At 74.1% G+C, this 23,358-nt stretch carries 25 protein-coding genes; 12 read left to right on the top strand and 13 right to left on the bottom strand.

Going from position 1 to position 23,358, the window contains the following annotated elements; translation table 11 throughout:
• The first annotated feature begins 112 nt into the window (after positions 1–112).
• Positions 113–2,656, top strand: a complete 2,544-nt coding sequence (locus ACVJO7_RS18855; protein ID WP_344021390.1) for an ATP-dependent Clp protease ATP-binding subunit — start codon at positions 113–115, stop codon at positions 2,654–2,656.
• A 206-nt stretch (positions 2,657–2,862) separates the two neighbouring features.
• Here the strand turns inward: ACVJO7_RS18855 and ACVJO7_RS18850 are convergent, their stop codons facing one another.
• Positions 2,863–3,525, bottom strand: a complete 663-nt coding sequence (locus ACVJO7_RS18850; protein ID WP_491673971.1) for a nucleoside/nucleotide kinase family protein — start codon at positions 3,523–3,525, stop codon at positions 2,863–2,865.
• Between the two features lie 98 nt (positions 3,526–3,623).
• Here ACVJO7_RS18850 and ACVJO7_RS18845 point away from each other — a divergent pair, with 98 nt between their 5' ends.
• The gene (locus ACVJO7_RS18845) at positions 3,624–4,643 is read left to right on the top strand and encodes a YihY/virulence factor BrkB family protein (protein WP_491673970.1); all 1,020 of its coding nucleotides are present in this window, start codon (positions 3,624–3,626) and stop codon (positions 4,641–4,643) included.
• A 13-nt stretch (positions 4,644–4,656) separates the two neighbouring features.
• Here the strand turns inward: ACVJO7_RS18845 and ACVJO7_RS18840 are convergent, their stop codons facing one another.
• Positions 4,657–6,084 (bottom strand): GAF domain-containing protein, encoded by a 1,428-nt coding sequence (locus ACVJO7_RS18840; RefSeq protein WP_491673969.1) that lies wholly within the window; start codon positions 6,082–6,084, stop codon positions 4,657–4,659.
• A 169-nt stretch (positions 6,085–6,253) separates the two neighbouring features.
• Here ACVJO7_RS18840 and adh point away from each other — a divergent pair, with 169 nt between their 5' ends.
• The 3 genes from adh to ACVJO7_RS18825 all read left to right on the top strand — a co-directional run bounded on the left by adh (position 6,254) and on the right by ACVJO7_RS18825 (position 8,829).
• The gene (gene adh / locus ACVJO7_RS18835; RefSeq protein WP_344021370.1) at positions 6,254–7,777 is read left to right on the top strand and encodes an aldehyde dehydrogenase; all 1,524 of its coding nucleotides are present in this window, start codon (positions 6,254–6,256) and stop codon (positions 7,775–7,777) included.
• Positions 7,777–8,175 (top strand): DUF779 domain-containing protein, encoded by a 399-nt coding sequence (locus ACVJO7_RS18830; protein WP_344021368.1) that lies wholly within the window; start codon positions 7,777–7,779, stop codon positions 8,173–8,175. Before adh ends, ACVJO7_RS18830 begins: the two co-directional genes overlap by 1 nt.
• Positions 8,176–8,238: 63 nt before the next feature.
• Entirely contained in the window at positions 8,239–8,829 is a 591-nt protein-coding gene (locus ACVJO7_RS18825) for a cysteine hydrolase family protein (RefSeq protein WP_344021366.1), read from the top strand.
• On the opposite strand, the gene ACVJO7_RS18820 is transcribed toward ACVJO7_RS18825, so the two are convergent.
• The 3 genes from ACVJO7_RS18820 to ACVJO7_RS18810 all read right to left on the bottom strand — a co-directional run bounded on the left by ACVJO7_RS18820 (position 8,808) and on the right by ACVJO7_RS18810 (position 10,339).
• The gene (locus ACVJO7_RS18820) at positions 8,808–9,584 is read right to left on the bottom strand and encodes an SIR2 family NAD-dependent protein deacylase (protein WP_491673968.1); all 777 of its coding nucleotides are present in this window, start codon (positions 9,582–9,584) and stop codon (positions 8,808–8,810) included. The two genes, ACVJO7_RS18825 and ACVJO7_RS18820, sit on opposite strands and share 22 nt — an antisense overlap.
• A gap of 74 nt (positions 9,585–9,658) precedes the next feature.
• The gene (locus ACVJO7_RS18815; protein ID WP_491673967.1) at positions 9,659–9,976 is read right to left on the bottom strand and encodes an antibiotic biosynthesis monooxygenase family protein; all 318 of its coding nucleotides are present in this window, start codon (positions 9,974–9,976) and stop codon (positions 9,659–9,661) included.
• A 9-nt stretch (positions 9,977–9,985) separates the two neighbouring features.
• Positions 9,986–10,339: an MmcQ/YjbR family DNA-binding protein gene (locus tag ACVJO7_RS18810; RefSeq protein WP_491673966.1), complete on the bottom strand. Its 354-nt coding sequence runs from the start codon at positions 10,337–10,339 to the stop codon at positions 9,986–9,988.
• A gap of 22 nt (positions 10,340–10,361) precedes the next feature.
• Here ACVJO7_RS18810 and ACVJO7_RS18805 point away from each other — a divergent pair, with 22 nt between their 5' ends.
• Positions 10,362–11,165, top strand: coding sequence for an alpha/beta fold hydrolase (locus ACVJO7_RS18805; RefSeq protein WP_491673965.1), 804 nt, complete (start codon positions 10,362–10,364; stop codon positions 11,163–11,165).
• Here the strand turns inward: ACVJO7_RS18805 and ACVJO7_RS18800 are convergent.
• Together ACVJO7_RS18800 and ACVJO7_RS18795 are read right to left on the bottom strand one after the other, a co-directional pair.
• On the bottom strand, positions 11,159–11,653 hold the full coding sequence (locus ACVJO7_RS18800; protein WP_491673964.1) for a 2'-5' RNA ligase family protein: 495 nt from the start codon (positions 11,651–11,653) through the stop codon (positions 11,159–11,161). The genes ACVJO7_RS18805 and ACVJO7_RS18800 overlap by 7 nt on opposite strands.
• Complete coding sequence (locus ACVJO7_RS18795; protein WP_491673963.1) at positions 11,653–12,516, bottom strand: HhH-GPD family protein; 864 nt, start codon at positions 12,514–12,516, stop codon at positions 11,653–11,655. Before ACVJO7_RS18795 ends, ACVJO7_RS18800 begins: the two co-directional genes overlap by 1 nt.
• Positions 12,517–12,795: 279 nt before the next feature.
• On the opposite strand from ACVJO7_RS18795, the gene ACVJO7_RS18790 reads away from it, so the two are divergent.
• Positions 12,796–13,593 (top strand): hypothetical protein, encoded by a 798-nt coding sequence (locus tag ACVJO7_RS18790; RefSeq protein ID WP_358486326.1) that lies wholly within the window; start codon positions 12,796–12,798, stop codon positions 13,591–13,593.
• A gap of 6 nt (positions 13,594–13,599) precedes the next feature.
• On the opposite strand, the gene radA is transcribed toward ACVJO7_RS18790, so the two are convergent.
• Together radA and ACVJO7_RS18780 are read right to left on the bottom strand one after the other, a co-directional pair.
• Positions 13,600–14,973, bottom strand: coding sequence for a DNA repair protein RadA (gene radA, locus ACVJO7_RS18785; RefSeq protein WP_344021757.1), 1,374 nt, complete (start codon positions 14,971–14,973; stop codon positions 13,600–13,602).
• The gene (locus tag ACVJO7_RS18780) at positions 14,970–15,686 is read right to left on the bottom strand and encodes a copper chaperone PCu(A)C domain-containing protein (protein ID WP_491673962.1); all 717 of its coding nucleotides are present in this window, start codon (positions 15,684–15,686) and stop codon (positions 14,970–14,972) included. The genes radA and ACVJO7_RS18780 overlap by 4 nt, the downstream gene beginning before the upstream one ends.
• A 331-nt stretch (positions 15,687–16,017) precedes the next feature.
• On the opposite strand from ACVJO7_RS18780, the gene ACVJO7_RS18775 reads away from it, so the two are divergent.
• Genes ACVJO7_RS18775 through ispF form a run of 3 tightly spaced genes read left to right on the top strand, consistent with a single transcriptional unit; the run spans position 16,018 to position 17,717 of the window.
• Positions 16,018–16,509, top strand: coding sequence for a CarD family transcriptional regulator (locus ACVJO7_RS18775; RefSeq protein ID WP_085910376.1), 492 nt, complete (start codon positions 16,018–16,020; stop codon positions 16,507–16,509).
• A gap of 10 nt (positions 16,510–16,519) precedes the next feature.
• On the top strand, positions 16,520–17,230 hold the full coding sequence (gene ispD / locus ACVJO7_RS18770; RefSeq protein ID WP_491673961.1) for a 2-C-methyl-D-erythritol 4-phosphate cytidylyltransferase: 711 nt from the start codon (positions 16,520–16,522) through the stop codon (positions 17,228–17,230).
• A 13-nt stretch (positions 17,231–17,243) separates the two neighbouring features.
• On the top strand, positions 17,244–17,717 hold the full coding sequence (gene ispF / locus ACVJO7_RS18765) for a 2-C-methyl-D-erythritol 2,4-cyclodiphosphate synthase (RefSeq protein ID WP_491673960.1): 474 nt from the start codon (positions 17,244–17,246) through the stop codon (positions 17,715–17,717).
• Here the strand turns inward: ispF and ACVJO7_RS18760 are convergent.
• Positions 17,708–18,133, bottom strand: a complete 426-nt coding sequence (locus tag ACVJO7_RS18760; RefSeq protein ID WP_491673959.1) for a VOC family protein — start codon at positions 18,131–18,133, stop codon at positions 17,708–17,710. The genes ispF and ACVJO7_RS18760 overlap by 10 nt on opposite strands.
• Positions 18,134–18,200: 67 nt before the next feature.
• On the opposite strand from ACVJO7_RS18760, the gene cysS reads away from it, so the two are divergent.
• Positions 18,201–19,592 carry a cysteine--tRNA ligase gene (gene cysS, locus ACVJO7_RS18755; RefSeq protein ID WP_344021342.1) on the top strand — a complete coding sequence of 464 codons (1,392 nt, stop codon included), beginning with the start codon at positions 18,201–18,203 and terminating at the stop codon, positions 19,590–19,592.
• Positions 19,593–19,606: 14 nt separating this feature from the next.
• Positions 19,607–20,581 (top strand): 23S rRNA (guanosine(2251)-2'-O)-methyltransferase RlmB, encoded by a 975-nt coding sequence (gene rlmB / locus ACVJO7_RS18750; protein ID WP_491673958.1) that lies wholly within the window; start codon positions 19,607–19,609, stop codon positions 20,579–20,581.
• A 10-nt stretch (positions 20,582–20,591) separates the two neighbouring features.
• Here rlmB and ACVJO7_RS18745 read toward each other — a convergent pair whose 3' ends face one another.
• From ACVJO7_RS18745 to ACVJO7_RS18735, 3 genes are read right to left on the bottom strand one after another with little or no spacing between them, the layout of a single operon-like run.
• Positions 20,592–21,437, bottom strand: a complete 846-nt coding sequence (locus tag ACVJO7_RS18745) for a metal ABC transporter permease (protein ID WP_344021755.1) — start codon at positions 21,435–21,437, stop codon at positions 20,592–20,594.
• Complete coding sequence (locus tag ACVJO7_RS18740) at positions 21,437–22,252, bottom strand: metal ABC transporter ATP-binding protein (protein ID WP_491673957.1); 816 nt, start codon at positions 22,250–22,252, stop codon at positions 21,437–21,439. The genes ACVJO7_RS18745 and ACVJO7_RS18740 overlap by 1 nt, the downstream gene beginning before the upstream one ends.
• Positions 22,249–23,289, bottom strand: a complete 1,041-nt coding sequence (locus tag ACVJO7_RS18735) for a metal ABC transporter solute-binding protein, Zn/Mn family (RefSeq protein WP_491673956.1) — start codon at positions 23,287–23,289, stop codon at positions 22,249–22,251. The genes ACVJO7_RS18740 and ACVJO7_RS18735 overlap by 4 nt, the downstream gene beginning before the upstream one ends.
• Between the last annotated feature and the right edge of the window lie 69 nt (positions 23,290–23,358).

Here is a 23,358-nt window from a genome sequence, read left to right as displayed (position 1 = left end):
GGCGGGCCGGCGCAGTGTCACGCGAGGCGCAGTGCCGGTTCCTGGCGTGCCGGGTCCGGGCAGAAGATGCTGGTCGCGCCGTACGTGAGGCGCAGCAGGCAAGGAGTGCGAATTGTTCGAGAGGTTCACCGACCGAGCGCGACGTGTTGTCGTTCTGGCCCAGGAAGAGGCCAGGATGCTCAACCACAACTACATCGGGACCGAGCACATCCTCCTTGGCCTGATCCACGAGGGTGAGGGCGTCGCCGCGAAGGCACTCGAGTCCCTCGGAATCGCTCTGGAGGGCGTGCGGCAGCAGGTCGAGGAGATCATCGGCCAGGGTCAGCAGGCCCCGTCCGGCCACATCCCGTTCACCCCCAGGGCGAAGAAGGTGCTGGAGCTGTCGCTGCGCGAGGCGCTGCAGCTCGGCCACAACTACATCGGCACCGAGCACATCCTGCTCGGGCTGATCCGCGAGGGCGAGGGTGTCGCGGCCCAGGTGCTGGTCAAGCTCGGCGCCGACCTCAACCGGGTCCGCCAGCAGGTGCTCCAGCTGCTGTCCGGCTACCAGGGCAAGGAGCCCGCCGAGAGCGGCACCGCCGGTCGCGGCGAGGGCACCCCGTCGTCGTCGCTGGTGCTGGACCAGTTCGGTCGCAACCTCACCCAGCAGGCCCGCGAGGGCAAGCTGGACCCGGTCATCGGCCGGGAGAAGGAGATCGAGCGGATCATGCAGGTCCTCTCCCGGAGGACCAAGAACAACCCGGTGCTGATCGGCGAGGCGGGCGTCGGCAAGACGGCCGCGGTCGAGGGGCTGGCCCAGGCGATCATCAAGGGCGAGGTCCCGGAGACGCTGAAGGACAAGCAGCTCTACACCCTCGACCTGGGCTCGCTGGTCGCCGGTTCCCGCTACCGCGGTGACTTCGAGGAGCGCCTCAAGAAGGTGCTCAAGGAGATCCGCACCCGCGGCGACATCATCCTGTTCATCGACGAGATCCACACCCTCGTCGGGGCGGGTGCCGCCGAGGGCGCGATCGACGCGGCCTCGATCCTGAAGCCGATGCTCGCCCGCGGCGAGCTGCAGACGATCGGCGCGACCACGCTCGACGAGTACCGCAAGTACGTCGAGAAGGACCCCGCGCTGGAGCGGCGCTTCCAGCCGATCCAGGTGTCCGAGCCGTCGGTCGCGCACACCATCGAGATCCTGAAGGGCCTGCGCGACCGGTACGAGGCGCACCACCGCGTCACGATCACCGACGACGCGCTGGCCTCGGCCGCCACGCTGGCCGACCGCTACATCAACGACCGCTTCCTCCCGGACAAGGCGATCGACCTGATCGACGAGGCCGGGGCCCGGATGCGCATCCGCCGGATGACCGCTCCGCCGGACCTGCGGGAGTTCGACGAGAAGATCGCGAACGTCCGCCGGGACAAGGAGTCGGCGATCGACGCGCAGGACTTCGAGCGGGCCGCGCACCTGCGCGACCAGGAGAAGACCCTGCTCGGCGAGAAGGCCGAGCGCGAGAAGCAGTGGAAGTCCGGTGACCTCGACGTGGTCGCCGAGGTCGACGGCGAGCAGATCGCCGAGGTGCTGGGCAACTGGACCGGCATCCCGGTGTTCAAGCTGACCGAGGAGGAGACCACCCGGCTGCTGCGCATGGAGGACGAGCTCCACAAGCGCATCATCGGCCAGGAGGACGCGGTCAAGTCGGTCTCCCAGGCGATCCGCCGTACCCGCGCCGGTCTGAAGGACCCGAAGCGCCCGTCCGGCTCCTTCATCTTCGCCGGCCCGTCCGGTGTCGGTAAGACGGAGCTGTCCAAGGCGCTGGCCAACTTCCTGTTCGGCGAGGACGACGCGCTCATCCAGATCGACATGGGTGAGTTCCACGACCGCTACACCGCCTCGCGGCTGTTCGGTGCCCCTCCCGGGTACGTCGGCTACGAGGAGGGCGGCCAGCTCACCGAGAAGGTGCGGCGCAAGCCGTTCTCGGTGGTGCTGTTCGACGAGATCGAGAAGGCGCACCAGGAGATCTACAACACGCTCCTGCAGGTGCTGGAGGACGGGCGTCTCACCGACGGCCAGGGCCGCACGGTCGACTTCAAGAACACCGTGCTGATCTTCACCTCCAACCTGGGCACCCAGGACATCTCGAAGGCCGTGGGGCTGGGCTTCTCCTCCGGCAACGACGAGGCGTCGAACTACGAGCGGATGAAGACCAAGGTCAACGACGAGCTGAAGAAGCACTTCCGCCCGGAGTTCCTGAACCGCATCGACGACATCATCGTCTTCCACCAGCTCAACCAGGAGCAGATCATCGAGATGGTCGACCTGATGATCGGGCGGGTGGAGAAGCAGCTGGCCAACAAGGACATGGCCATCGAGCTCACGGACAACGCCAAGAAGCTGCTGGCGCGCCGCGGGTTCGATCCGGTCCTCGGCGCCCGGCCGCTGCGCCGGACGATCCAGCGCGAGATCGAGGACCAGCTGTCGGAGAAGATCCTCTTCGGCGAGATCGAGGGCGGCCAGATCGTCCTGGTCGATGTCGAGGGGCTCGACACCGACGCACCGGAGGACTCGAAGGCCTACGACGACAAGGCGCACTTCGTGTTCCGCGGAGAGCCGAAGCCGTCGGAGCCGGTCCCGGACACCCCGCCGACCGCACTGGCCGGCGAGGAGTGAGCTGAGCCCACTCGGTTCCTGATGCAGGGCCCGTCCCGGACGTCCGGGGCGGGCCCTGCATCGTCTCCGCGGTCACACCTCGCGCAGGGTTCCACTCGTGCTGTGGGTGCAGCGGTCCGTCGGTCACGACGAGGTCGTCGATGATGTCGAGGACCCGCACGGTCGTCGCCGACGTAGAGGCTCGTCCCGATGTCGCACCAGACGGGTCAGGCCGGGGGGCCGGCCTGGCCCACGACCAGGTCGGCCCGCCCGCGGGTGGACCCGACCAGCCGCGCGTTCGGCTCGTCGGTGCGCTGCACCCACTCCCGCGCCGCGGCGGGGGACCTGCCGAACCGCACGTGCCGGGCCACCAGCCGTTCGCGGCGCAGCGCCTCGTCGGTCTCGTGGAACCAGATCTCGTCGAACGCGGCCCGCACCGCGTGCCACGGCGGCGCGTCCACGAGCAGGTAGTTGCCCTCGCTGACGACCAGCCGGCACTCCGGCGGCACCGGGATCGACCCGGCCACCGGCTGATCGATCTCCCGGTCGAACGCCGGCGCGTACACCGGCCCGGTCTCGCGCCCCGGCGCGGCGCGCAGCCGCTGCAGCAGGGCCGCGTAGCCGGCCGCGTCGAAGGTGTCCGGCGCGCCCTTGCGGCCGGCGCGGCCGAGCCGGGCCAGCTCGACGTCGGCGAGGTGGAAGCCGTCCATCGGGACGTGCACCGCGGCCACCCCGGCCGCGGTCAGCGCGCGGACCAGGGCGAGCGCCAGGGTGGTCTTGCCGGCCCCCGGGGCCCCGGCGACGCCGAGCAGCGCCCGCCCGCCCGCCGGGACGAGCCGCGCCGCCCGGTCCACCAGGTCGTCGAACCGCTGCTCCGGCATGCGCACCATGATCCCTGTCCCGGGAGTGTGGCGCGCCGGAACCGGCTCCTGCACTCCCGGAACAGGGATCGTGCCCGCGCGGCGGCCGCCGGGGCTACGTTCTCGCCATGAGCTCGGTGCGCCCGGTGCCGGAGACCCGGCTGATGTCCGGCGACCGGCTCTCCGCCGACGACGCCGCGCACACCCTGCGCCGCTACGGCGTGCGGCACCTGCTCGGCACCGGGTTCCTGCGCTTCCGCTACGGCGACGGCTTCTCGCACGCCAGGGCGTTCGGCCTGCAGCTGGCGCTGGCCGCGGTGCCGCTGGTGATCGCCGGGGTCGGGCTGTCCGCGGCGGCCGGCGCCGAGGGCGTCTCCGAGGTCGTCGCGCGGACCGTGCTGGCGCTGTCGCCGGGCACCAGCGACGAACTCGTCCAGCAGGCGGTGACCGGCGCGGATCCGGCACCGCCCGGCGCGGGCGCCGAACGCGACGACACCCCGGCCGGGGAGCGCGGCGAGCTGGTGCTCGGGCTGGGGCTGCTCACCGCGTTCGCGGCGGCCACCTCGGCGTTCGCCCAGCTGGAGCGGGGCGCGAACCGGATCTACGGCACCGAACGGGACCGGCCGGCGCTCGCGAAGTACGCCCGCGCCGCGCTGCTCACCGCCACCGCGGGGGTCGCGATGGCGGCCGGGCTGCTGCTGATCGTCGCCGGTGAGCCGTTCGGGGACGCGGTGCGCGAGGTGTACCGCTGGGGCCCGGCCGCGGAGACCGTGTGGGACGTCGTCCGCTGGCCGGCCGGGCTCGCCCTGCTGGTCGTCGCGGCCACCGCGCTGCTGCGGTTCGCCCCGCGGCGCCGCCAGCCGGGCCTGTCCTGGCTGGGCGTGGGTGCGACGGTGACGGTGCTGGCCTGGCTGGCCGGATCCGGGCTGCTCGCGCTGTACGTGGCCTCCGCCGACAACTTCGGCGCGACCTACGGCCCGCTGACCGCGGTGATGGCGCTGCTGATCTGGGCGAACGTCACCGGGGTGGCGCTGCTGGCCGGGGTGGCGCTGGCCGCGCAGCTGGAGGCCGTCCGGGCCGGTGAGGACGACCCGCGGCTGCCCGACTCCGACGACGACGGCATCCCCGACCACACCGACCCGCACTGACGGCCACGACGGATCAGCCGGGCAGGTCCGGGCCGGGCAGGTCCAGCACGCGGTGGTCCCCGGCCGGCAGCGCGCCCCGCAACCGCTCCCGCAGCTCGTCGTCCGGGTCGGTGCGCAGCAGCGCGAGCAGCGCGTCCGGATCGCCGGAGCGGAGCACCGCGGTCCGGGTCGCGGCCACCAGGTGCTCCCGCTCGGCCCGCACCCCCGGCGACTCCGAGGTCGGCAGCAACGGCCCCCGGGCCGCCTCGGCCGCGGCGTCGCGCACCCGGCCGTCGCGCAGTGCCTCGCGCAGCCGGAGGAAGTCGGCGTCCACCCGGGCGGCGAGCCGGTAGGGCTGGGTGCGCACGGTGCCCTCGCCGACGCAGCGGCGCAGGCGGTGCATCTCGGCCCGGACGGTGATCGGGCGGCCCTCGTCGCCGTAGAGCGCGCCGGCGAGCTGGTCGGCGGTCATCCCCTCGGGGTGCAGCGCGAGCAGGGTGAGCACCTCGGCGTGCCGCAGGCCGAGCCGCAGCGGCCGCCCCTCCCGGCGGGCCACCGGCGCGCGGGCCCCGAGGAACGGCAGGGTCATCGTCGGCAGCACCGGACCGGCCGGCGCGGGCACCCGGAGCAGCCAGCCCTCGCCGAGCGGTTCCAGGACGGCCTCCGCGCCGTCGTCGAGCACGATCCGGTCGCCGCGCTCGGGCAGCGGCACCCGGGCCGGGAAGCGGTGCGCCGGGGTCGCCGCCAGCACCCGGCCGCGTGGCGAGAGCAGCGCGCCGGGCACGTCGCCGAGCCGGGCCAGGTGCGGCAGGTTGGTGTCCCGCAACCGCCGGTCGCGCTCCTCGGTCAGCGCCGCCAGCCGGTGCTCGGCGAGCCGGGCGGCCGCGGTGACCAGCGACAGCGTCATCGGATGGAAGGTCTCCTCCGGCCCGGTGACGTCGACCGCGCCGAGCTGGCGGCCGGTCTCCGGGTCGTGCACCGGCGCGGCCGCGCAGGTCCACGGGTGGTAGGCGCTCACCAGGTGCTCGGCCGAGTGGATCCGGACCGGCCGGTCGTCGGACAGTGCGGTGCCCATCGCGTTGGTCCCGACCGCGTCCTCGCTCCAGCGGGTGCCCTCGACGAGCTCCACCCGCTCGGCCCGGCGCAGCACCTCCCGGGCGCCCTCGCGCCACAGGATGTGCCCGCGCTCGTCGGTCACGATCATCATGTGCCGGGCCTGCTCGGCCGCGGCGACGAGGGTCTCCCGCAGCACGGGCAGCACCCGCGCCAGCGGATGCCCCGCGCGCAGCTCGGCGACCTCGCCGGGCTGGTAGGGGTGCGTCGGCCGGGACCGCTCCGGATCGACGGCGGCGGCCAGCGAGCGCTCCCAGGACGCCCGGATCTCCGGGCGCAGCTCCGGCGCGGCCGAGCCGGTCAGCGCGGCACCGCGGGCCCGCTCCAGTGCGGCTCGTTCACGCGTCACGACACTCACCCTACGGTTAGCTCAGCCTTACCTGAATCGAATCCGCGTGATCGGCACTCACCGGAGGTTCAGGTTCCGCATCTGCGTGCAACTCCCGTGCAACCCCCACCTTCCTAGTGTCCGGCATCACGCGCAACGACTGCGACATCTCCCACGGGAAGGACCAACGATGGCCACGTACGCGGCACCGGGTCAGCCGGACAGCGTCGTCTCGTTCAAGCCCCGCTACGACCACTTCATCGGGGGCGAGTACGTCGCGCCGGCCAAGGGGCAGTACTTCGAGAACCCGACGCCGATCACCGGGCAGAACTTCACCGAGGTCGCCCGCGGCACCGCCGACGACGTCGAGAAGGCGCTCGACGCGGCGCACGCGGCCGCGCCGGCCTGGGGCAAGACCTCGCCGACCGAGCGGGCGAACATCCTGAACAAGATGGCCGACCGGATCGAGGCGAACCTCGAGGCCGTCGCGATCGCCGAGTCCTGGGAGAACGGCAAGGCCTGCCGGGAGACCCTGGCCGCCGACATCCCGCTGGCGATCGACCACCTGCGCTACTTCGCCGGGGCGATCCGCGCGCAGGAGGGCGGGCTGTCCCAGATCGACGACGACACCGTCGCCTACCACTTCCACGAGCCGCTCGGCGTGGTCGGCCAGATCATCCCGTGGAACTTCCCGATCCTGATGGCGATCTGGAAGCTGGCACCGGCGCTCGCCGCGGGCAACGCGGTCGTCCTCAAGCCGGCCGAGCAGACCCCGGCCTCGATCCACGTGCTGCTGGACCTGGTCGCCGACCTGCTTCCGCCGGGTGTGGTCAACATCGTCAACGGGTTCGGGGTCGAGGCGGGCAAGCCGCTGGCGTCGAACAAGCGGATCTCGAAGATCGCCTTCACCGGTGAGACCACCACCGGCCGACTGATCATGCAGTACGCCTCGGAGAACCTGATCCCGGTCACCCTGGAGCTGGGCGGCAAGAGCCCGAACATCTTCTTCGACGACGTCGCCACCCAGCAGGACGCGTTCTACGACAAGGCGCTCGAGGGCTTCGCGATGTTCGCCCTCAACCAGGGCGAGGTGTGCACCTGCCCGTCCCGCGCGCTGATCCAGGGCGGCATCTACTCCGAGTTCCTGGAGCAGGCGGTCAAGCGCACCGAGCAGATCAAGCAGGGCAACCCGCTCGACACCGACACCCAGATCGGTGCGCAGGCGTCCAACGACCAGTTCGAGAAGATCCTGTCCTACATCGACATCGGTCGTCAGGAGGGGGCCAAGGTCCTCACCGGCGGCGAGAAGGCCGATCTGGGTGGCGACCTCGCGGGCGGCTACTACATCAAGCCGACCGTGTTCGAGGGCAACAACCAGATGCGGATCTTCCAGGAGGAGATCTTCGGCCCGGTCGTCTCGGTGGCCCGCTTCTCCGACTACGACGACGCCATCCGGACCGCCAACGACACGCTCTACGGCCTCGGCGCCGGCGTGTGGAGCCGGGACGCGAACACCGCCTACCGGGCGGGCCGCGACATCCAGGCCGGCCGGGTGTGGGTGAACAACTACCACGCCTACCCGGCGCACGCGGCGTTCGGAGGCTACAAGCAGTCCGGCATCGGGCGGGAGAACCACAAGCAGATGCTCGACCACTACCAGCAGACCAAGAACGTCCTGCAGAGCTACTCGCCGAACGCGCTGGGCTTCTTCTGATGGGGCAGCCGGACGCCGCCGTCACCCCCAGGGTGGCGCTGACGCCGGCCGCCGCCGATCTGCTGGTGAAGCTCACCGAGCTGCACGGTCCGCTGATGTTCCACCAGTCCGGCGGATGCTGCGACGGCAGCGCCCCGATGTGCTACCCGGACGGTGACTTCAAGACCGGCGGCTCGGACGTCCATCTGGGGGACCTCCGGGTGGACGGGATCGAGAAGCCGATCGGCTTCTGGATGTCGGCGTCACAGTTCGAATACTGGAAGCACACCCATCTCACCGTCGACGTGGTGAAGGGACGGGGCAGCGGGTTCTCGGTCGAGGCGCCGGAGGGCGTCCGGTTCCTGATCCGCTCCCGGCTGTTCACCGACGACGAGTGGCGGTCACTGAACGACGACTGATCCATCGCGGGCCCGGACCGGTGTGTCCGGGCCCGCGGTGTGTCCGGACGAAGGAGGACACCGATGTCCGCACCGCACACCCTGCGCGGGCTGATGGGGCTGCCGGTCGAGCCGGCCCCGCTGGGCCGCTCCGCCCTGATCATGATCGACCTGCAGAACACCTACACCGAGGGCGTGATGCGCCTGGAGAACGTCGAGCCGGCCCTGGCGGAGGCCGCCGCGCTGCTCGACCGGGCGCGCTCCGCGGGCGCCCGGGTGATCCACGTGCAGCACGACGCGGGCGAGGGCAGCCCGTACGACGTCACCGCCCCGATCGGCGCGATCCACGACTCGGTGGCGCCGCGGGACGGCGAGGCCGTCGTGGTCAAGAACTTCCCGAGCGCCTTCGTGCACACCGGCCTGGCCGACCTGCTGGAGGGCTACCAGGACCTGGTCCTCGCCGGGTTCATGACGCACATGTGCGTCAACTCGACGGCCCGCAGCGCGTTCTCCGCCGGGCACGTCCCGACCGTGGTCGCCGCGGCCACCGCCACCCGGGACCTGCCCGGGGTGGACGGCACCGTCCGGGCCGCCGAGGTGCACTCCGCCGCGCTGGCCGGGCTCGCCGACCTGCCGGCGATCGTGGTGCCCGGTCAGAAGTCCGTGCCGGACTGAGCGGCCGCCCGGGCGTCGAGCAGCTCGTCGATCGCGGCGAGGGTCGCAGCGGCCCCCGCCGCGATGCCGACGCCGCGGCCGTGCCGCACCTGCGGCTCCCGGACGTTGATCCGGACCAGCGCGCCGGTCGCGGCCGAGGCCAGCTCGGAGCGGCGGCGCACGGTCGGCAGCGCGGTGCCCGCCCCCAGCTCGACGACGGCGAGCCCGGCCCGGTGCCGGGCCAGCCAGTCGACGTGCCGCTGCAGCGCCGGCTCGGCGTGCGAGGCGTCCCAGCCGGCGTCGCCGAACATCAGGATCGCCGGCCGGGCGAGCCCGCCGCAGCCGGGACAGGACGGCAGCGGGCCGGTCGCGCGCATGCTGTCCGGGTCGATCGCCACGTCGACGCCGTCGGCCGGCCACACGCCGTACCCGCACAGCCGCAGGCACTGCAGGTGGTGGATCGAGCCGTGCACCTCGGCGACGTCTCCGGCGGGGAACCCGGCGCGCTGGAACTGGCCGTCCACGTTGGACGTGAACACGGTCGTCGGTACGCGCCCGGCCCAGCGCCGCAGGACGTCGAACCCGGCGTGCGGGACGGTCCGCCGGTACAGGTGCAGGCGGTGCCCGTAGAAGCCCCAGGCCAGTTCCGGGTCGCCGGCGAAGTGCTCCGGATCGGCGAGCTCGACGAACCGCAGCCCGAGCCGGGCGTACGGCGGGTAGGCGCGCCAGAAGCCCTCGTCGCCGCGGAAGTCCGGCAGGCCCGAGTCGACGCCCATCCCCGCCCCGGCGGTGACCAGCAGCGCGTCGGCGCCGCCGATCAGCGCCGCGGCGGAGCGCAGGTCCGGATCGATCAGGACCCCGCCGCGATCTGCTCGAGATCGACGACCTCGAACTCCAGCAGCGAGGCGCCGGTGGCGACCGGCTTCGGCGAGCGCGCACCGGCGTGCGCCTCGGCGGCGGGCCCGTCCCGCCACGCCTGGAACGCCTCCTCGGTCTCCCAGTGGGTGACCACGAAGTACCGGTCGTCCCCGGAGACCGGGCGGAGCAGCTGGAACGAGATGAACCCGGGCTGCCCGTCGACGGCGTGCAGGCGGTTCGCGAACCGCTTCTCCAGCTCCGGCCCGGCGTTCTCCGGGACGTCGATCGCGTTGATCTTCACTACGGCCATGCACCCACGTTAGCCCGGACCGGCCCCGTCGACGCGCATCCGCCAGGCGTCGCTGACGAGTTCGGCCAGCCGGTCCACGCCGACCCGCTCCAGGCGCACCAGGACCAGCGGGAACGGCTCGTGTCCCGGGTCGGTGGAGAACAGCTCCGGCTCGCCGCGCAGCAGCGCCTGCTTCTCCGCCTCGTCGCCGACGTAGAGCACCGCGATGTCGGTCCGGATCACCCGGCGGCGGCCCGGCACCCGCTCCGGATAGGACCACACGAACCCCTTGCCACGGACCCGGAAGTCGAACCCGTCGCCAGGGTTCTCCACGGCGCCGTCCAGCCCGAGGGCGATCCGGCGCACGTCGTGCTCGTCGGCCACGGGTGCAGCCTAGGGTCGGCGGGTGCGTTCCTCCGACGGCGTCGAGCTGGCCGTCACCGCGTTCGGCGGCCGCGGGCGGCCGATCGTGCTGCTGCACGGCCTGATGAGCTGCGCCGCGAGCTGGGAGCCGCGGGCGGCGGCGCTGACGCCGCACGGCCGGGTGCTGGCGCCGGACGCGCGCGGGCACGGGCGCTCCGGGCGGCCGGACGGGGCGGACCCGGCGGCCTGGTCGCCGGACCGGCTGGCCCGCGACGTCGTCGAGCTGCTGGGGCGCACCGGGCCGGCCGCGCTGGTCGGCCACTCGATGGGCGGGCTGTCCGCGCTGCTGGCCGCCGTCCGGCGGCCGGACCTGGTCACCGCGGTCGTCGCCGAGGACCCGCCACCGGACCTGACCGGCAGCCCGCCGGGGCTGCTCGAGGACATGCGCGCCTGGTTCGGCGCGGTCGCCGGGCCGCACCCGTCCCGGGCCGCACTGGCGGCGGTGCTCGGCCGGCCGCGGCCCGAGGTGGGCGAGCACATGGGACGCTGCGCCGTCCGCCGCGCCGACGGCTGGTGGCTCGCCTGCGACGTCGACGACGCCTGCGCGATCGCCGCGCACTGGCTGCGCCGCGGCCTGCTCGACGAGCTGTCGGCGGTCCGCGTCCCGCTGCTGGTGATCGAGGCGGGGGAGTCGGTCGCCCCGCCGGGGCAGCTCGCGCTGCTCGCCGCCCGGGTGCCGGGCGCCCGGCACGTCCGGCTGCCCGGGACCGGCCATCTCGTGCACGACGCGGACCCGGCCGGCTGGGCCGGGGCGGTGACCGCGCTGCTCGGCGCCACCGGTCAGTGAGCGAGCACCTCGGTCACCCCGGTGCGCGAGTCGTGCAGCTCCACGGCGACGATCCGGGCCCGCACCGGCGGCACCGGGTGCAGCAGCGCGAACGCCTCCGCCGGCCGCTCGGTGGCCAGCACCACGTGCGGCAGCCAGGAGCCGGGCAGGTGCGCGGCGTGCGGCCCGCGGACCCGTCCGGCCAGCGCGTCGTGCACCGCCGTGTGCACCGCGAGCACCTCCGGGTCGGTGACGGCGGCGAGCACCAGCGCGTCGTCGTCGCCGGTCCGGGAGCCGAGCGTGGCCAGCCAGAGCGCGGGCAGCGCGACCAGCCGCAGCTCGGCCACCAGCGCGTCCCTGGCCGGTCCCGGGACGGTCCCGGCGGCGGCGACGGTGACCACCGGGTCGCCGCCCGCGGCGGGCAGCCCGGCGGCGGTGAGCCGGGCCCGCAGTCCCGCCAGCTCGCCCACCGCGGCGGGATCGAGCCGGAACCGGACGGTCGCGGGCATCAGGCGGGGAGTGCGAAGCGGCCGTCGTCGGTCTGCTCGGCGAGGCCGTCGACCAGCAGCGAGTGCAGGCAGCGGTCGCGCTGCCCGGCGTCCGGCCAGACCGCGTCCAGCTCGGCCCGCCGGACCGGGCCGGGGGCGCCGCGCAGCACGTCCATCAGCTTCCCGCGGACCTGCCGGTCGGTCCCGGCGAAGCCCTGCACCGGTTTGCGCGGGCCCTCGTAGGCGGGCCTGCCCGCGGCCACCCAGGCGCACTCCGCCTCGACCGGGCAGAGCGGGCAGCGCGGTGCCCGCGCGGTGCAGACCACCGCGCCGAGCTCCATCAGCCCGGCCGAGACGACCGCCGCGGTCGCGTCGTCCGGCGGCAGCAGCGCGTCGACGTCGGCGAGATCGACACGGGTCCGGGCCGGGCCGGCGTCGCCGTGGGCGTGCACGGCGCGGGCCACCACCCGCCGGACGTTGGTGTCGACGACCGGGGCCCGCAGCCCGAAGCCGAACGCGGCGACCGCGCGCGCGGTGTAGGAGCCGACGCCCGGCAGCGCCTCCAGCGCGTCCACGTCCGACGGGACGGCGTCGCCGTGCTCCCGGGCGATGGCGGCCGCGGCGTCGTGCAGCCGGATCGCCCGGCGCGGGTAGCCGAGCTTGCCCCAGGCGCGCAGCACGTCCGCCCGCGGTGCGGCGGCCAGCGCGGACGGCGCGGGCCAGCGCCGCATCCACTCGGTCCAGACCGGCTCGACCCGGGCCACCGGGGTCTGCTGCAGCATGAACTCGCTGACCAGCACCCCCCACGGCGTCGTGCCCGGGCGCCGCCACGGAAGGTCCCGGGCATGCGCGGAGAACCACGGGTGGATCCGCTCGGCCAGCACCCCTCCAGTGTCGCGGGTGCCCGGACGTGATCACGGATCGGGCACCCGGAGCGGCACCGGGCGACCGTCCCGGTGCCGGATCCGTGATCATCGCCCCTGGTCGGGTGCGGCCGGGGCGGTTCCGACGGGGACGTCCGGGCACGGTCGGTCGGTGCCGGTGCCCCCCGGTCACCCGGTGGCGCGTCCCCCGTTCCCTCACAGGGGTACAACCGCGCCGACCTGCTCCGCACCGGCGCGGCACCGACGACATCGAGTAATCATCGATCTACCGTCAGTGACATGTTGGACCCGGTGGGACCCCTGCCGGCGTCGGTCTACTGGCGTCGGCGCGCAGTCGCGGTGGGCGCCGCGCTGCTCGCGCTGTTCGCCCTGCTGTGGCTGACCACCTGGCTGCTCATCCCCGGAGCGGCCGGCGAGGACACCACACCGACCGGTGCCGCAGCGGTGTCCACCCCCGACAGCGGAGCGGCGGCTCCGGCATCCCCGGCCCCGGAGTCCCCAGCCCCGGGCGCACCGCAGCCGCCGCTCCCCGCCACCGCCGGCCCCGGACCGGCGGACGAGAGGGAGTCCACCGGGCCCGCGGCCCCGAACGCGGGCCCGGTGGACGAGACGGTGCGGCCCGACGACACCCCGCGCCCGTCGGTGCCGGTGCCGGACGCCGCGCCGTCCCCCGCGACCGGCCCGGTGCCCTGCGCCGACGGCATGATCGAGGTGCGGGCCGAGACCGGGCAGCCGAGCTACCCGGCCGACGCCCGCCCGGAGCTGCGGCTGGTGGTCACCAACGTGTCCGGCGAGCCGTGCGTGCGCGACCTGGACGGTGCGGAGCAGGAGATCGCGGTGTGGAGCGGCGACGGCGCGGACAAGCTCTGGTCGTCCAACGACTGCTCGAACCCGGCCACCGACGACCTGCGCACCCTGGTGCCCGGCGAGCCGGTCGCGTTCGCGGTGACCTGGAGCGGGCTGCGGTCCGAGCCCGGCTGCGCGGCCGAGCGGGCCCGGGTCGAGCCCGGCGGCTACCGGGTGCTGGCCCGGCTCGGCGGGGTGGTCAGCGCGCCGGCCCCGCTGCTGATGGGCTGACCGGGCTCAGCGCAGCCGGTCCATGATCTGCTTCAGCGACGCCGCCTCGGTGATCTTCATGCCGGTCGACCCGACCTCGGCGTCCGGCGGGACGATCGCCCTGGTGAAGCCGAGCCGGGCCGCCTCGGCCAGTCGCCGCCCGATGCCGTGCACCCGGCGCAGCTCACCGGCCAGGCCGAGCTCGCCGAGCACCACGAGATCGGCGGGCAGCGCGATGTCGCGCTTGGCCGAGACGACGGCCAGCGCGACCGCCAGGTCCGCGGCCGGCTCGGTGATCCTCATGCCGCCGACGGTCGCGGTGTAGACCTCGGCGTCGTGCAGCTTCAGCCCGCCCCGCCGCTCGACGACGGCGAGCAGCATCGGTACCCGGGACGCGTCCAGCCCGGTCACCGCCCGCCGCGGGCTCGGGATGTTCGCCCCGGCCACCAGCGCCTGCACCTCGGCCAGCAGCGGCCGCCTGCCGTCCATCACGACGGTCACCGCGGTGCCCGGCTGCACCCCGTCGCCGCCCTGGCCGAACCGGCCCAGGAACAGCCCCGACGGGTCGGGCAGCCCGACGATGCCCGAGTCGCGCAGCTCGAAGCAGCCGACCTCGTCGGCCGGGCCGAACCGGTTCTTCACGCCGCGCACCATCCGCAGCGCGGAGTGCTTGTCGCCCTCGAAGTGCAGCACCACGTCGACGACGTGCTCCAGCACCCGCGGGCCCGCGATGCCGCCGTCCTTGGTGACGTGGCCGACCAGCAGCACCGCCAGGCCGCGCTCCTTGGCGAGCGCGGTCAGCCCGATGGTCACCGCGCGGGTCTGGGTGACCCCGCCCGGGGTGCCGTCGACGCCTGCGGTGGACATGGTCTGGATCGAGTCGATCACCAGCAGCGACGGCGCCAACGCGTCGACGTGTCCGAGCACCGACTCCAGGTCGGACTCGGCGGCGAGGTAGAGCTCGTCGTGCAGCCCGCCGGTCCGCTCGGCGCGCAGCCGGACCTGGCCCGCGGATTCCTCGCCGGACACGTAGAGCACCCGCGATCCGGCCGCCGCGCGGGCCGCGACCTCCAGCAGCAGGGTGGACTTCCCGACGCCGGGCTCACCGGCGAGCAGCACGACCGCGCCGGGCACCAGCCCGCCGCCCAGCACCCGGTCCAGCTCGTCGACGCCGGTCGGTCGGGCCCGGGCGGCGTCCAGCTCGACGTCGGCGATCCGCCGGGCCGGCGTGCTCGGTGCGCCCGCGACGACGGTGCGGCCGTTGCCGCGCGGGGCCTCGACCTGTTCGAGGCTGCCCCAGGCCTGGCAGCCCGGGCAGCGGCCGACCCACTGCGCGGTGCGCTGGTCGCACTCGGTACAGCGGTAGCCACCCGAGCGGGCCGCCCGGGTCCTGGTGGTCAGTTGCCGGCGGCGCCGCCGGCGCCGCTGCCCTCGTTGCCGGGGGCGGACTCGACGCCCTCGCCGTCGGTGACCGAGGTGTCCTCGCCGTCCTGGCCCTCGTCGGCCGGCAGTTCCGGCGGCGCCGGTGCGACCTCGGCCTCGGCGGAGAAGTCGTCGCGCTCCGGGCCGGGGCCGAGCGGCACGTCCTCGGTGGGCACGGCGGCGGGCACCTGCGCGGTGACCGAGCCGGCGCGCTCGAAGACGAACGTGACCGGGATGGTGTCGCCGGCGCCGATCGGCTGGGTCAGGCCCTCGAGGGTGATGTTCAGCGGGCGGCTCGCGGTCGGCGACAGCGGGAAGTTCGCCGCCGACACCAGAGCGATGTCCTGCGGGAGGACCGGGTCGCCGTCGATCAGCACGTTCGCGGCGGCCGGCGAGCTGACCGAGACCAGCCGGTCGGCGACGCTGCCGGAGTTCACCAGGGTGGCGCGCAGCGGCGCCGCGGTGCCCCTGGCGTAGAGCGCGGCCTCGCTGGCCGGCGACTCGGGATAGGCGACCTGCACGTCCCGCAGGTCGACCGAGCCGACCGAGACGTTGACGCCGTTGGTCTCGGCGACCTGCTGGGCGGTCTGCGAGAGCTGTCCCGCACCACACCCGCTCAGCAGCAGGCCGGTCAGGGCGACGGCTCCGGCGACCCCGGCCAGGGTGCGGACGGGACGGCGGTTGCGGCTCACGGTCGGCGTGTCCTTCCTGCCGGCCGGGAGCTGCTCCCGGCGCGCGTACGGCGAGTGCGGACCGGCGCGGTGGAATCGCCCGATCCGCCCGGCAGCCTAGTCGCGTGTCCCGCGCCGGTGCGCGGTCGGGCGTCCGCAGGCCGGCTCCGTCCGCCGCGTGGCGGCCCGGTGGAGCGCAGGTGACGGGCTTCCGGCAGACCCGGTACACACCCGCGGGAACACGTTTTTCCGGTGTTGTCAACCCCCTGACCTGCGACGACGGTGAAAGCCGGTCACCGGCCCGTTCGAACGGCGTGTTAATCTGGTCCCAGCGAAAGGGGCCAGAGGACACATGGTTTTCAAGGTCGGAGAGACCGTCGTCTACCCGCACCACGGTGCCGCGCTCATCGAGGCGATCGAGATGAGGACGATCAAGGGCGAGGAAGTGCAGTACCTCGTCCTGAAGGTTCAGCAGGGGGATCTGACGGTCCGCATTCCCGCCGACAACGTAGAGGTCGTCGGCGTTCGGGACGTGGTGGGTCAGGAGGGTCTGGATCGGGTCTTCGAGGTGTTGCGCGCGCCGCACACCGAGGAGCCCACGAACTGGTCCCGCCGTTACAAGGCGAACTGGGAGAAGCTCACCTCGGGCGACGTGAACAAGGTCGCCGAGGTCGTGCGTGACCTGTGGCGCCGGGAGAAGGACCGGGGGCTGTCCGCGGGCGAGAAGCGCATGCTCGCCAAGGCGCGACAGATCCTGGTCAGCGAGCTCGCGCTGGCCGAGGGCACCGACGAGGAGCGGGCCGAGATCCTGCTCGACGAGGTGCTCGCCACCGCGAACGCCTGAGCATCGCGGAGTGAGCGGTTCGCCCGTCGTCGCCGTGCTGCCTGCGGCGGGTTCGGGGGTCCGGCTCGGTGCCGGTGTGCCGAAGGCGTTCGTCGAGGTCGGCGGCGTGCCCATGCTGGTGCGCGCCGTCGACGGCCTGCTCGGGTCCGGCGTCGTCGATCACGTGGTGGTCGTCGTCCCCGCCGAGCAGGTGCACGATGCGGTCGGGTTGCTCCCGGGCCGGCCGGTGACGGTCGTGCCCGGTGGCGCCGACCGCACCGCGTCGGTGGCCGCCGGGTTGGCCGCGACCCGGCCGGACGCCGAGGTCGTGCTGGTGCACGACGCCGCCCGCCCGCTGACCCCCGCCGGGGTGGTCCGCCGGGTGGTCGACGCGGTCCGCGCGGGCGCGCCCGCGGTGATCCCGGTGCTGCCGGTGACCGACACCGTCAAGACGGTGGACCCGGCCGGGACCGTACTGTCCACTGTGGACCGTTCCACGCTGCGGGCGGTGCAGACGCCGCAGGGCTTCCGGGCGCGTGAGCTTCGTCTCGCCTACGCCAGCGGTCCCGATCCGGCGACCGACGACGCCGGCCTGGTCGAGGCGCTCGGCGAGCCGGTCGCGACCGTCGCGGGCGATCCGCTCGCGTTCAAGGTGACGACCGGCTGGGACCTGCGGATCGCCGGGCTGCTGCTCGGCGGCGCGCCGACACACCCGGCCGGAGGAGTACGGAGCACCGGATGAGGGTCGGTATCGGATGAGGGTCGGTATCGGGACCGACGTGCACCCCGTCGAGCCCGGCCGGGACTGCTGGGTCGCCGGCCTGCTGTGGGCCGGGGTGGACGGCTGCGCCGGGCACTCCGACGGCGACGTCGCCGCGCACGCGCTGTGTGACGCGCTGCTGTCCGCCGCCGGGCTCGGCGACCTCGGTGCGGTGTTCGGCACCGGCCGTCCGGAATGGTCCGGCGCCTCCGGTTCGGCGCTGCTGGCCGAGGTCCGCAGGCTGCTCGAACGCGACGGCTGGACGATCGGGAACGCCGCCGTCCAGGTGATCGGGAACGACCCGAAGATCGGCCGCCGGCGGGCCGAGGCCGAGCAGGTGCTGACCGGGGTCCTCGGTGGACCGGTCTCGGTGTCCGGCACCACCACCGACGGGCTCGGCCTCACCGGCCGCGGCGAGGGCCGGGCCGCGGTGGCGACCGCCCTGCTGCTGGCCGCCGGTCAGGGATAGGCCGCCGCGGTCCGCCGCTGGACCTCCTCCGGGTCCAGCTCCTCGCTGCGCGCGGCGACCATCCAGGCGTGGCCGTACGGATCGGCGATCCGGCCGCCGCGCTCGCCGTAGGGATGGTCGGCGACCTCGAAGAGCACCCGCCCGCCGCCGGCCACCATCGCCGCGGCGACCGCGTCCGGGTCGTCGACGTAGAGCGCGACGATCACCGCGCCGGGGCCGGCCGGTGCCGGGTCGACCTCGTCGGCGTCCTTGACCGCCCAGAGCGCGTCGCCGGCCCGGAGCAGCGCGTGCACCACCCGGCCGGACCCGTCGGTGTAGCGCTCGACGAGCTCCGCGCCGAACGCCGCGGCGTAGAACCGGACGGCCCCGTCGGCGTCGGACACGACGAGCCTGGGGTACAGCTGCTGAACAGTCATGACGCACACCTTGCCGCTCGGACACCGCCGGTGTAGTGGACGAATCGGAGAGCCGTACCCTGGTGATGTGAGCCTCAGACTTCTCGACTCAGCGACCAGGGAGCAGCGTGCCTTCACGCCGCTGCGGGCCGGAGCCGTGTCGATGTACGTCTGTGGTGCCACCGTGCAGGGCCTGCCGCACATAGGTCACGTCCGGTCGAGCCTCAACTACGACGTGCTGCGCCGCTGGCTGACCCACGCCGGTTACGACGTCACGCTGGTCCGCAACGTCACCGACATCGACGACAAGATCCTGCGCAAGTCCGAGGCGGCGGGCCGTCCGTGGTGGGAGTGGGCCGCCACCCACGAGCGGGCCTTCACCGCCGCGTACGACGCGCTGGGCTGCCTGCCCGCCTCGATCGAGCCGCGCGCGACCGGGCACATCACGCAGATGGTCGACCTGATCGAGCGGCTGATCGACCGCGGGCACGCCTACACCGCGGCCGGCGACGTCTACTTCGCCGTCCGGACGCTGCCCGAGTACGGCTCGCTGTCCGGCCAGAAGGTGGACGACGTGCACCAGGGCGAGGGCCAGGGCGGGCACAAGCGCGATCCGCTGGACTTCACCCTGTGGAAGGCGGCGAAGCCGGGCGAGCCGAGCTGGCCGACCCCGTGGGGGCACGGCCGTCCGGGCTGGCACCTGGAGTGCTCGGCGATGGCCACCGCCTACCTCGGCCCGGAGTTCGACATCCACGGCGGCGGACTGGACCTGGTCTTCCCGCACCACGAGAACGAGCGCGCCCAGTCGCACGCGGCCGGTGACCCGTTCGCCCGGTTCTGGCTGCACAACGCCTGGGTGACCATGGGCGGCGAGAAGATGTCCAAGTCGCTGGGCAACACGCTGCAGATCGAGTCGCTGCTGCAGCGGGTCCGCCCGGCCGAGCTGCGCTACTACCTGGTCGGCCCGCACTACCGGTCGGCCATCGAGTACTCCGACGCCGCACTGGACGAGGCGGTCGCCGCCTACCGGCGGATCGAGTCGTTCGTGAACCGGGTCCGCGAGCGGCACGGGCTGCCCGAGCCGTCGGCGGACGTCCCGGCCGAGTTCGCCGCCGCCCTGGACGACGACCTGGGCACCCCCGGTGCCCTGTCGGTGATCCACAAGCTGGTGCGCGAGGGCAACACCGCGCTCGACGCGGGCGACGCCGGCACCGCCTCGCGGGCCGCGTCCTGCGTGCGCGCCACCACCGCCGTGATGGGGCTGGACCCGCTGGCCGCGGGCGGCGCCGCCGAGGCCACCGGTGACGGTGCCCGGGAGGCGCTGGCCACCCTGGTCGAGTCGATGCTGGAGCGTCGCCAGGCGGCGCGCGCCGAGCGCGACTTCGCCACCGCCGACCGGCTCCGCGACGAGCTGCTCGCCGCCGGCATCGCCGTCGAGGACGGCGCCGGCGGCTCCACCTGGACTCTCAAAGACGCATAGGACGCCCGATAACGATGGCAGGCAATTCCAAGCGCCGCGGAGCGATCCGCAAGGACGGCACCAAGAAGGGGATGGTCGTCGGCTCCGGCGGCCAGTCCCGCCGCGCGCTGCGCGGCAAGGGGCCGACCCCGCCCGGCGACCTGCGGCCCGGGCACCCCAAGCAGAAGGCGGCCGCCCGCCGGGCGGCCCAGCAGGATCAGCAGCGCCGCCGGCCGGTCGCCGGCCGGCGCGGCGACGGCGAGGGCCCGGAGACGGTGCTCGGCCGCAACCCGGTCGTCGAGTGCCTGCGCGCCGGCGTCCCGGCGACCGCCCTGCACGTCGCCACCGGCATGCCGGCCGACGAGCGGGTCGCCGAGGCGGTCGCGCTGGCCGCGGAGGCCGGGATCTCGATCCTGGAGGTCCCGCGCAACGATCTCGACCGGATCACCGGCGGGGCGCTGCACCAGGGGATGGCCCTGCAGGTGCCGCCGTACTCCTACGCCCACCCCGACGAGCTGCTGGAGCGGGCCGCCCACTCCGGCCGGCCCGCGCTCGCGGTCGCCCTGGACGGCGTCACCGACCCGCGGAACCTCGGCGCGGTCGTCCGCTCGGTGAGCGCGTTCGGCGGGCACGGCGTCGTCGTCCCGCAGCGCCGCGCCGCCGGGATGACGGCGGTGGCCTGGCGGACCTCGGCCGGCACCGCGGCCCGGCTGCCGGTGGCCCGCGCGACGAACCTGACCCGGACGCTGCGCGAGTACGCCTCGGCCGGGCTGATGGTCGCCGGCCTGGCCGCTGACGGCGACGTCTCGCTCGACGACCTCGATCTCGCCACCGGCCCGCTGGTGCTGGTCACCGGGTCCGAGGGCAAGGGGCTGTCCCGGCTGGTCCGGGAGACCTGCGACGTCACCGTCTCGATCCCGCTGGCCGGGAACGTCGAGTCGCTCAACGCCTCGGTCGCCACCGGTGTGGTGCTGGCCGAGGTGGCGCGCCGCCGCCGCGTCGGTCGCTGACGGACCGGGCTCAGGCGCGGGCCACGGCGCGCCCGCGCAGCCGGGCGACCAGCCGGCACAGCAGGTAGGCGAGGAAGCCGATGGTCGCCACGTACGCCGACACCGGCAGCCCCGGCGCCAGCGACAGGATCGTGCCGCCGACCAGCGACACCTCGGCGATCACCACGGCCAGGATCGTCGCGCGGACCGGGTTGGCGGTGACCCGGTTCGCCGCGGCGCCCGGGACGATCATCACTGCGAGCACCAGGATCGCCCCGACGATCGGCACCGCGAGCGCGGTCACCAGCCCGATCAGCACCGCGAACACCAGCGACAGGGCGCGCACCGGCACGCCGCGGGCGAGCGCCACGTCCGGATCGGTGCTCGCGAACAACAGCGGCCGGTAGACCACCAGCAAGGCGACGAGCACCAGCACCGCGACGACGGCGAGCACCCGCAGGTTGGTCCCGTCGACGGCCACGATCGAGCCGGTGAGCAGCCCGAACCGGTTCGCCGAGCGGCCCTCGTAGAGGGACAGGAACAGCACGCCGAGGCCGAGCCCGAACGCGAGCACGACGCCGATCACCGAGTCCCGCTCGCGCTGGCGCAGGCCGAGCACGCCGAAGATGGTCGCCGCGACGACGGCGCCGACCACCGACCCGAGCCCGACCTCCAGCCCGATCAGCAGCGCGGCCGCGCCGCCGGTGAAGGCGAGCTCGGCGGTGCCGTGCACGGCGAACGCCATGCCCCGGCTGACCACCAGCGGGGTGAGCAGCCCGGCGACCAGCCCGAGCACCGCGCAGGCGATCAGCGCGTTCTGCACGAACGGCTCGGCCAGCAGCTCCAGGGTGCCGTCGAAGGAGAACAGCCGGTCGATCAAGCCGGGACCCCGCCGTGCTCGGCGTGCAGGCCGGCGTCCTCGGCGCCGACGACGACCAGCCGGTCCCGCACGCGCAGCACGTCCACCTCGGTGCGGTAGAGTTCGGAGAGCACCTCGGAGGTCATGACCTGCTCGGTCGGGCCGATCCGGAACCGGCCGTCGACCAGGTAGAGCACCCGGTCGACGAGCGGGAGCACCGGGTTGATCTCGTGCGTGACGAACAGCACGGCGGTGCCGTCGGTGCGCCGGCGCTCGTCGATCAGCCGGGTGACCGTGCGCTGGTGGGACAGGTCGAGGGAGAGCAGCGGCTCGTCGCACAGCAGCAGCGCCGGATCGCCGACGAGCGCCTGCGCGACCCGCAGCCGCTGCTGCTCGCCGCCGGAGAGCCTGCCGACCGGCGATCCGGCGTACCCGGTGCCGCCGACCGCGCCGAGCGCCCGGTCGACCCGCTCGCGCCGCTCCCGGCGGGCGCCGGGCCGGGCCCAGCCGGGGCCGAACCGGTGCCCGTCCAGGCCGAGCCCGACCAGGTCCCGCCCGCGCAGCGGCAGATCGGGATCGAGCTGCTGCTGCTGGGGCACGTAGCCGATCTCCGGGCTGCCGCGGCGCGGCGCGGCGCCGGCGATCCGGACCTCGCCCTCGGAGAGCGCGAGCAGCCCCAGCAGGACGCGCATCAGCGTCGTCTTGCCGGAGCCGTTCGGGCCGAGCACCGCGACGAACTCCCCGGGGGCGACGTCGAGGTCCAGGCCGGACCACAGGGTCCGGTCGCCGAACCGCAGGCCCGCCCCGCGCAGCGAGAGCGCCGGGGCGGTCACTGCGAGAGCGCCGCGTTCAGCTCGTCGAGGTTGCCGTTCATCCACTGGACGTAGTCGTCGACGCCCTCGGGCAGTGTCTCGCTCATCTCGACGACCGGGACGCCGGCCTGCTCGGCAGCGGCCCGCACCTGGTCGGTGCTCGCGGACTCGGTCTGGCTGTTGACGATCAGCACGTCGGCCGGCGGCTGGTTGCGGAACAGGTCCAGGGTCTGCGCGACGACGGCGGCCGGCGGGTCGGTGCCCTCCTCGACGGCCGAGGAGAACTCCTGCGGCGTGACGTTCTCCAGGCCGGCCGACTCCAGCAGGTAGTCCGGGACCGGCTCGGTGACGACGACCCGGGCGTCCGGGTGGCTGCGGCCGATGTCGGTGGCCTTCGAGGTCAGCTGGGCGATGCCGCCGGAGACGGCCTGGGCGTTGCTCCGGAAGTACTCGGCGGCCGACGGGTCGATCTCGGCGAGCCGGTCGGCGAGCTGCTGGGCGACCTGCTGCACGGTCGGCAGGCTGTACCAGACGTGCTCGTTGAACGCGCCGTGGTCGTGTCCCTCGTGGCCGCCCGCCTCGTCCTCGTGCGCGTGGTCGTGGCCCGCCTCGTCCTCGTGCGCGTGGTCGGGCCCCGCCTCGTCCTCGTGCGCGTGACCGGCCTCGCCGGCGCCCTCCAGCCCGGAGACCTCGACCGCGTCGACCACCGGCGCCTGGTTGCCGGAGGAGGAGATGAGGCCGGTCATGAACGCGTCGTAGCCGCCGCCGTTCATCAGGATCAGCTGGGCGTCGCCGACGGTCAGGGCGTCCTGCGGGGTCGCCTCGTAGCCGTGCGGGTCCACGTTCGGCGAGTCGATGATCGACTCGACCTGCACGTAGTTGCCGCCGACGGCGCGGGCGACGGCGCCCCAGGCGTCGGTGGAGGCGACGATCGCGGACTGCGGGGTGTCTGGGCTGGTCGGGGCTTCCACCTGGCCGGAGCCACAGGCGGACAGGCCCAGCGAGAGGGCGGCGAGCCCGGCCACCAACGCGGCCGGGCGGAGCGGGGAAGGGGACACGACCGAACTCCTATCAACGTATCGTCATGTATTTATCGAAAATCGTTCTCATATTCACTCTACAGTCGG

This window comes from Pseudonocardia sp. DxW, from assembly GCF_058448985.1.
The sequence above is the reverse complement of the archived record's forward strand: the minus strand, read 5'-3'. Positions and strand labels throughout refer to the sequence as shown.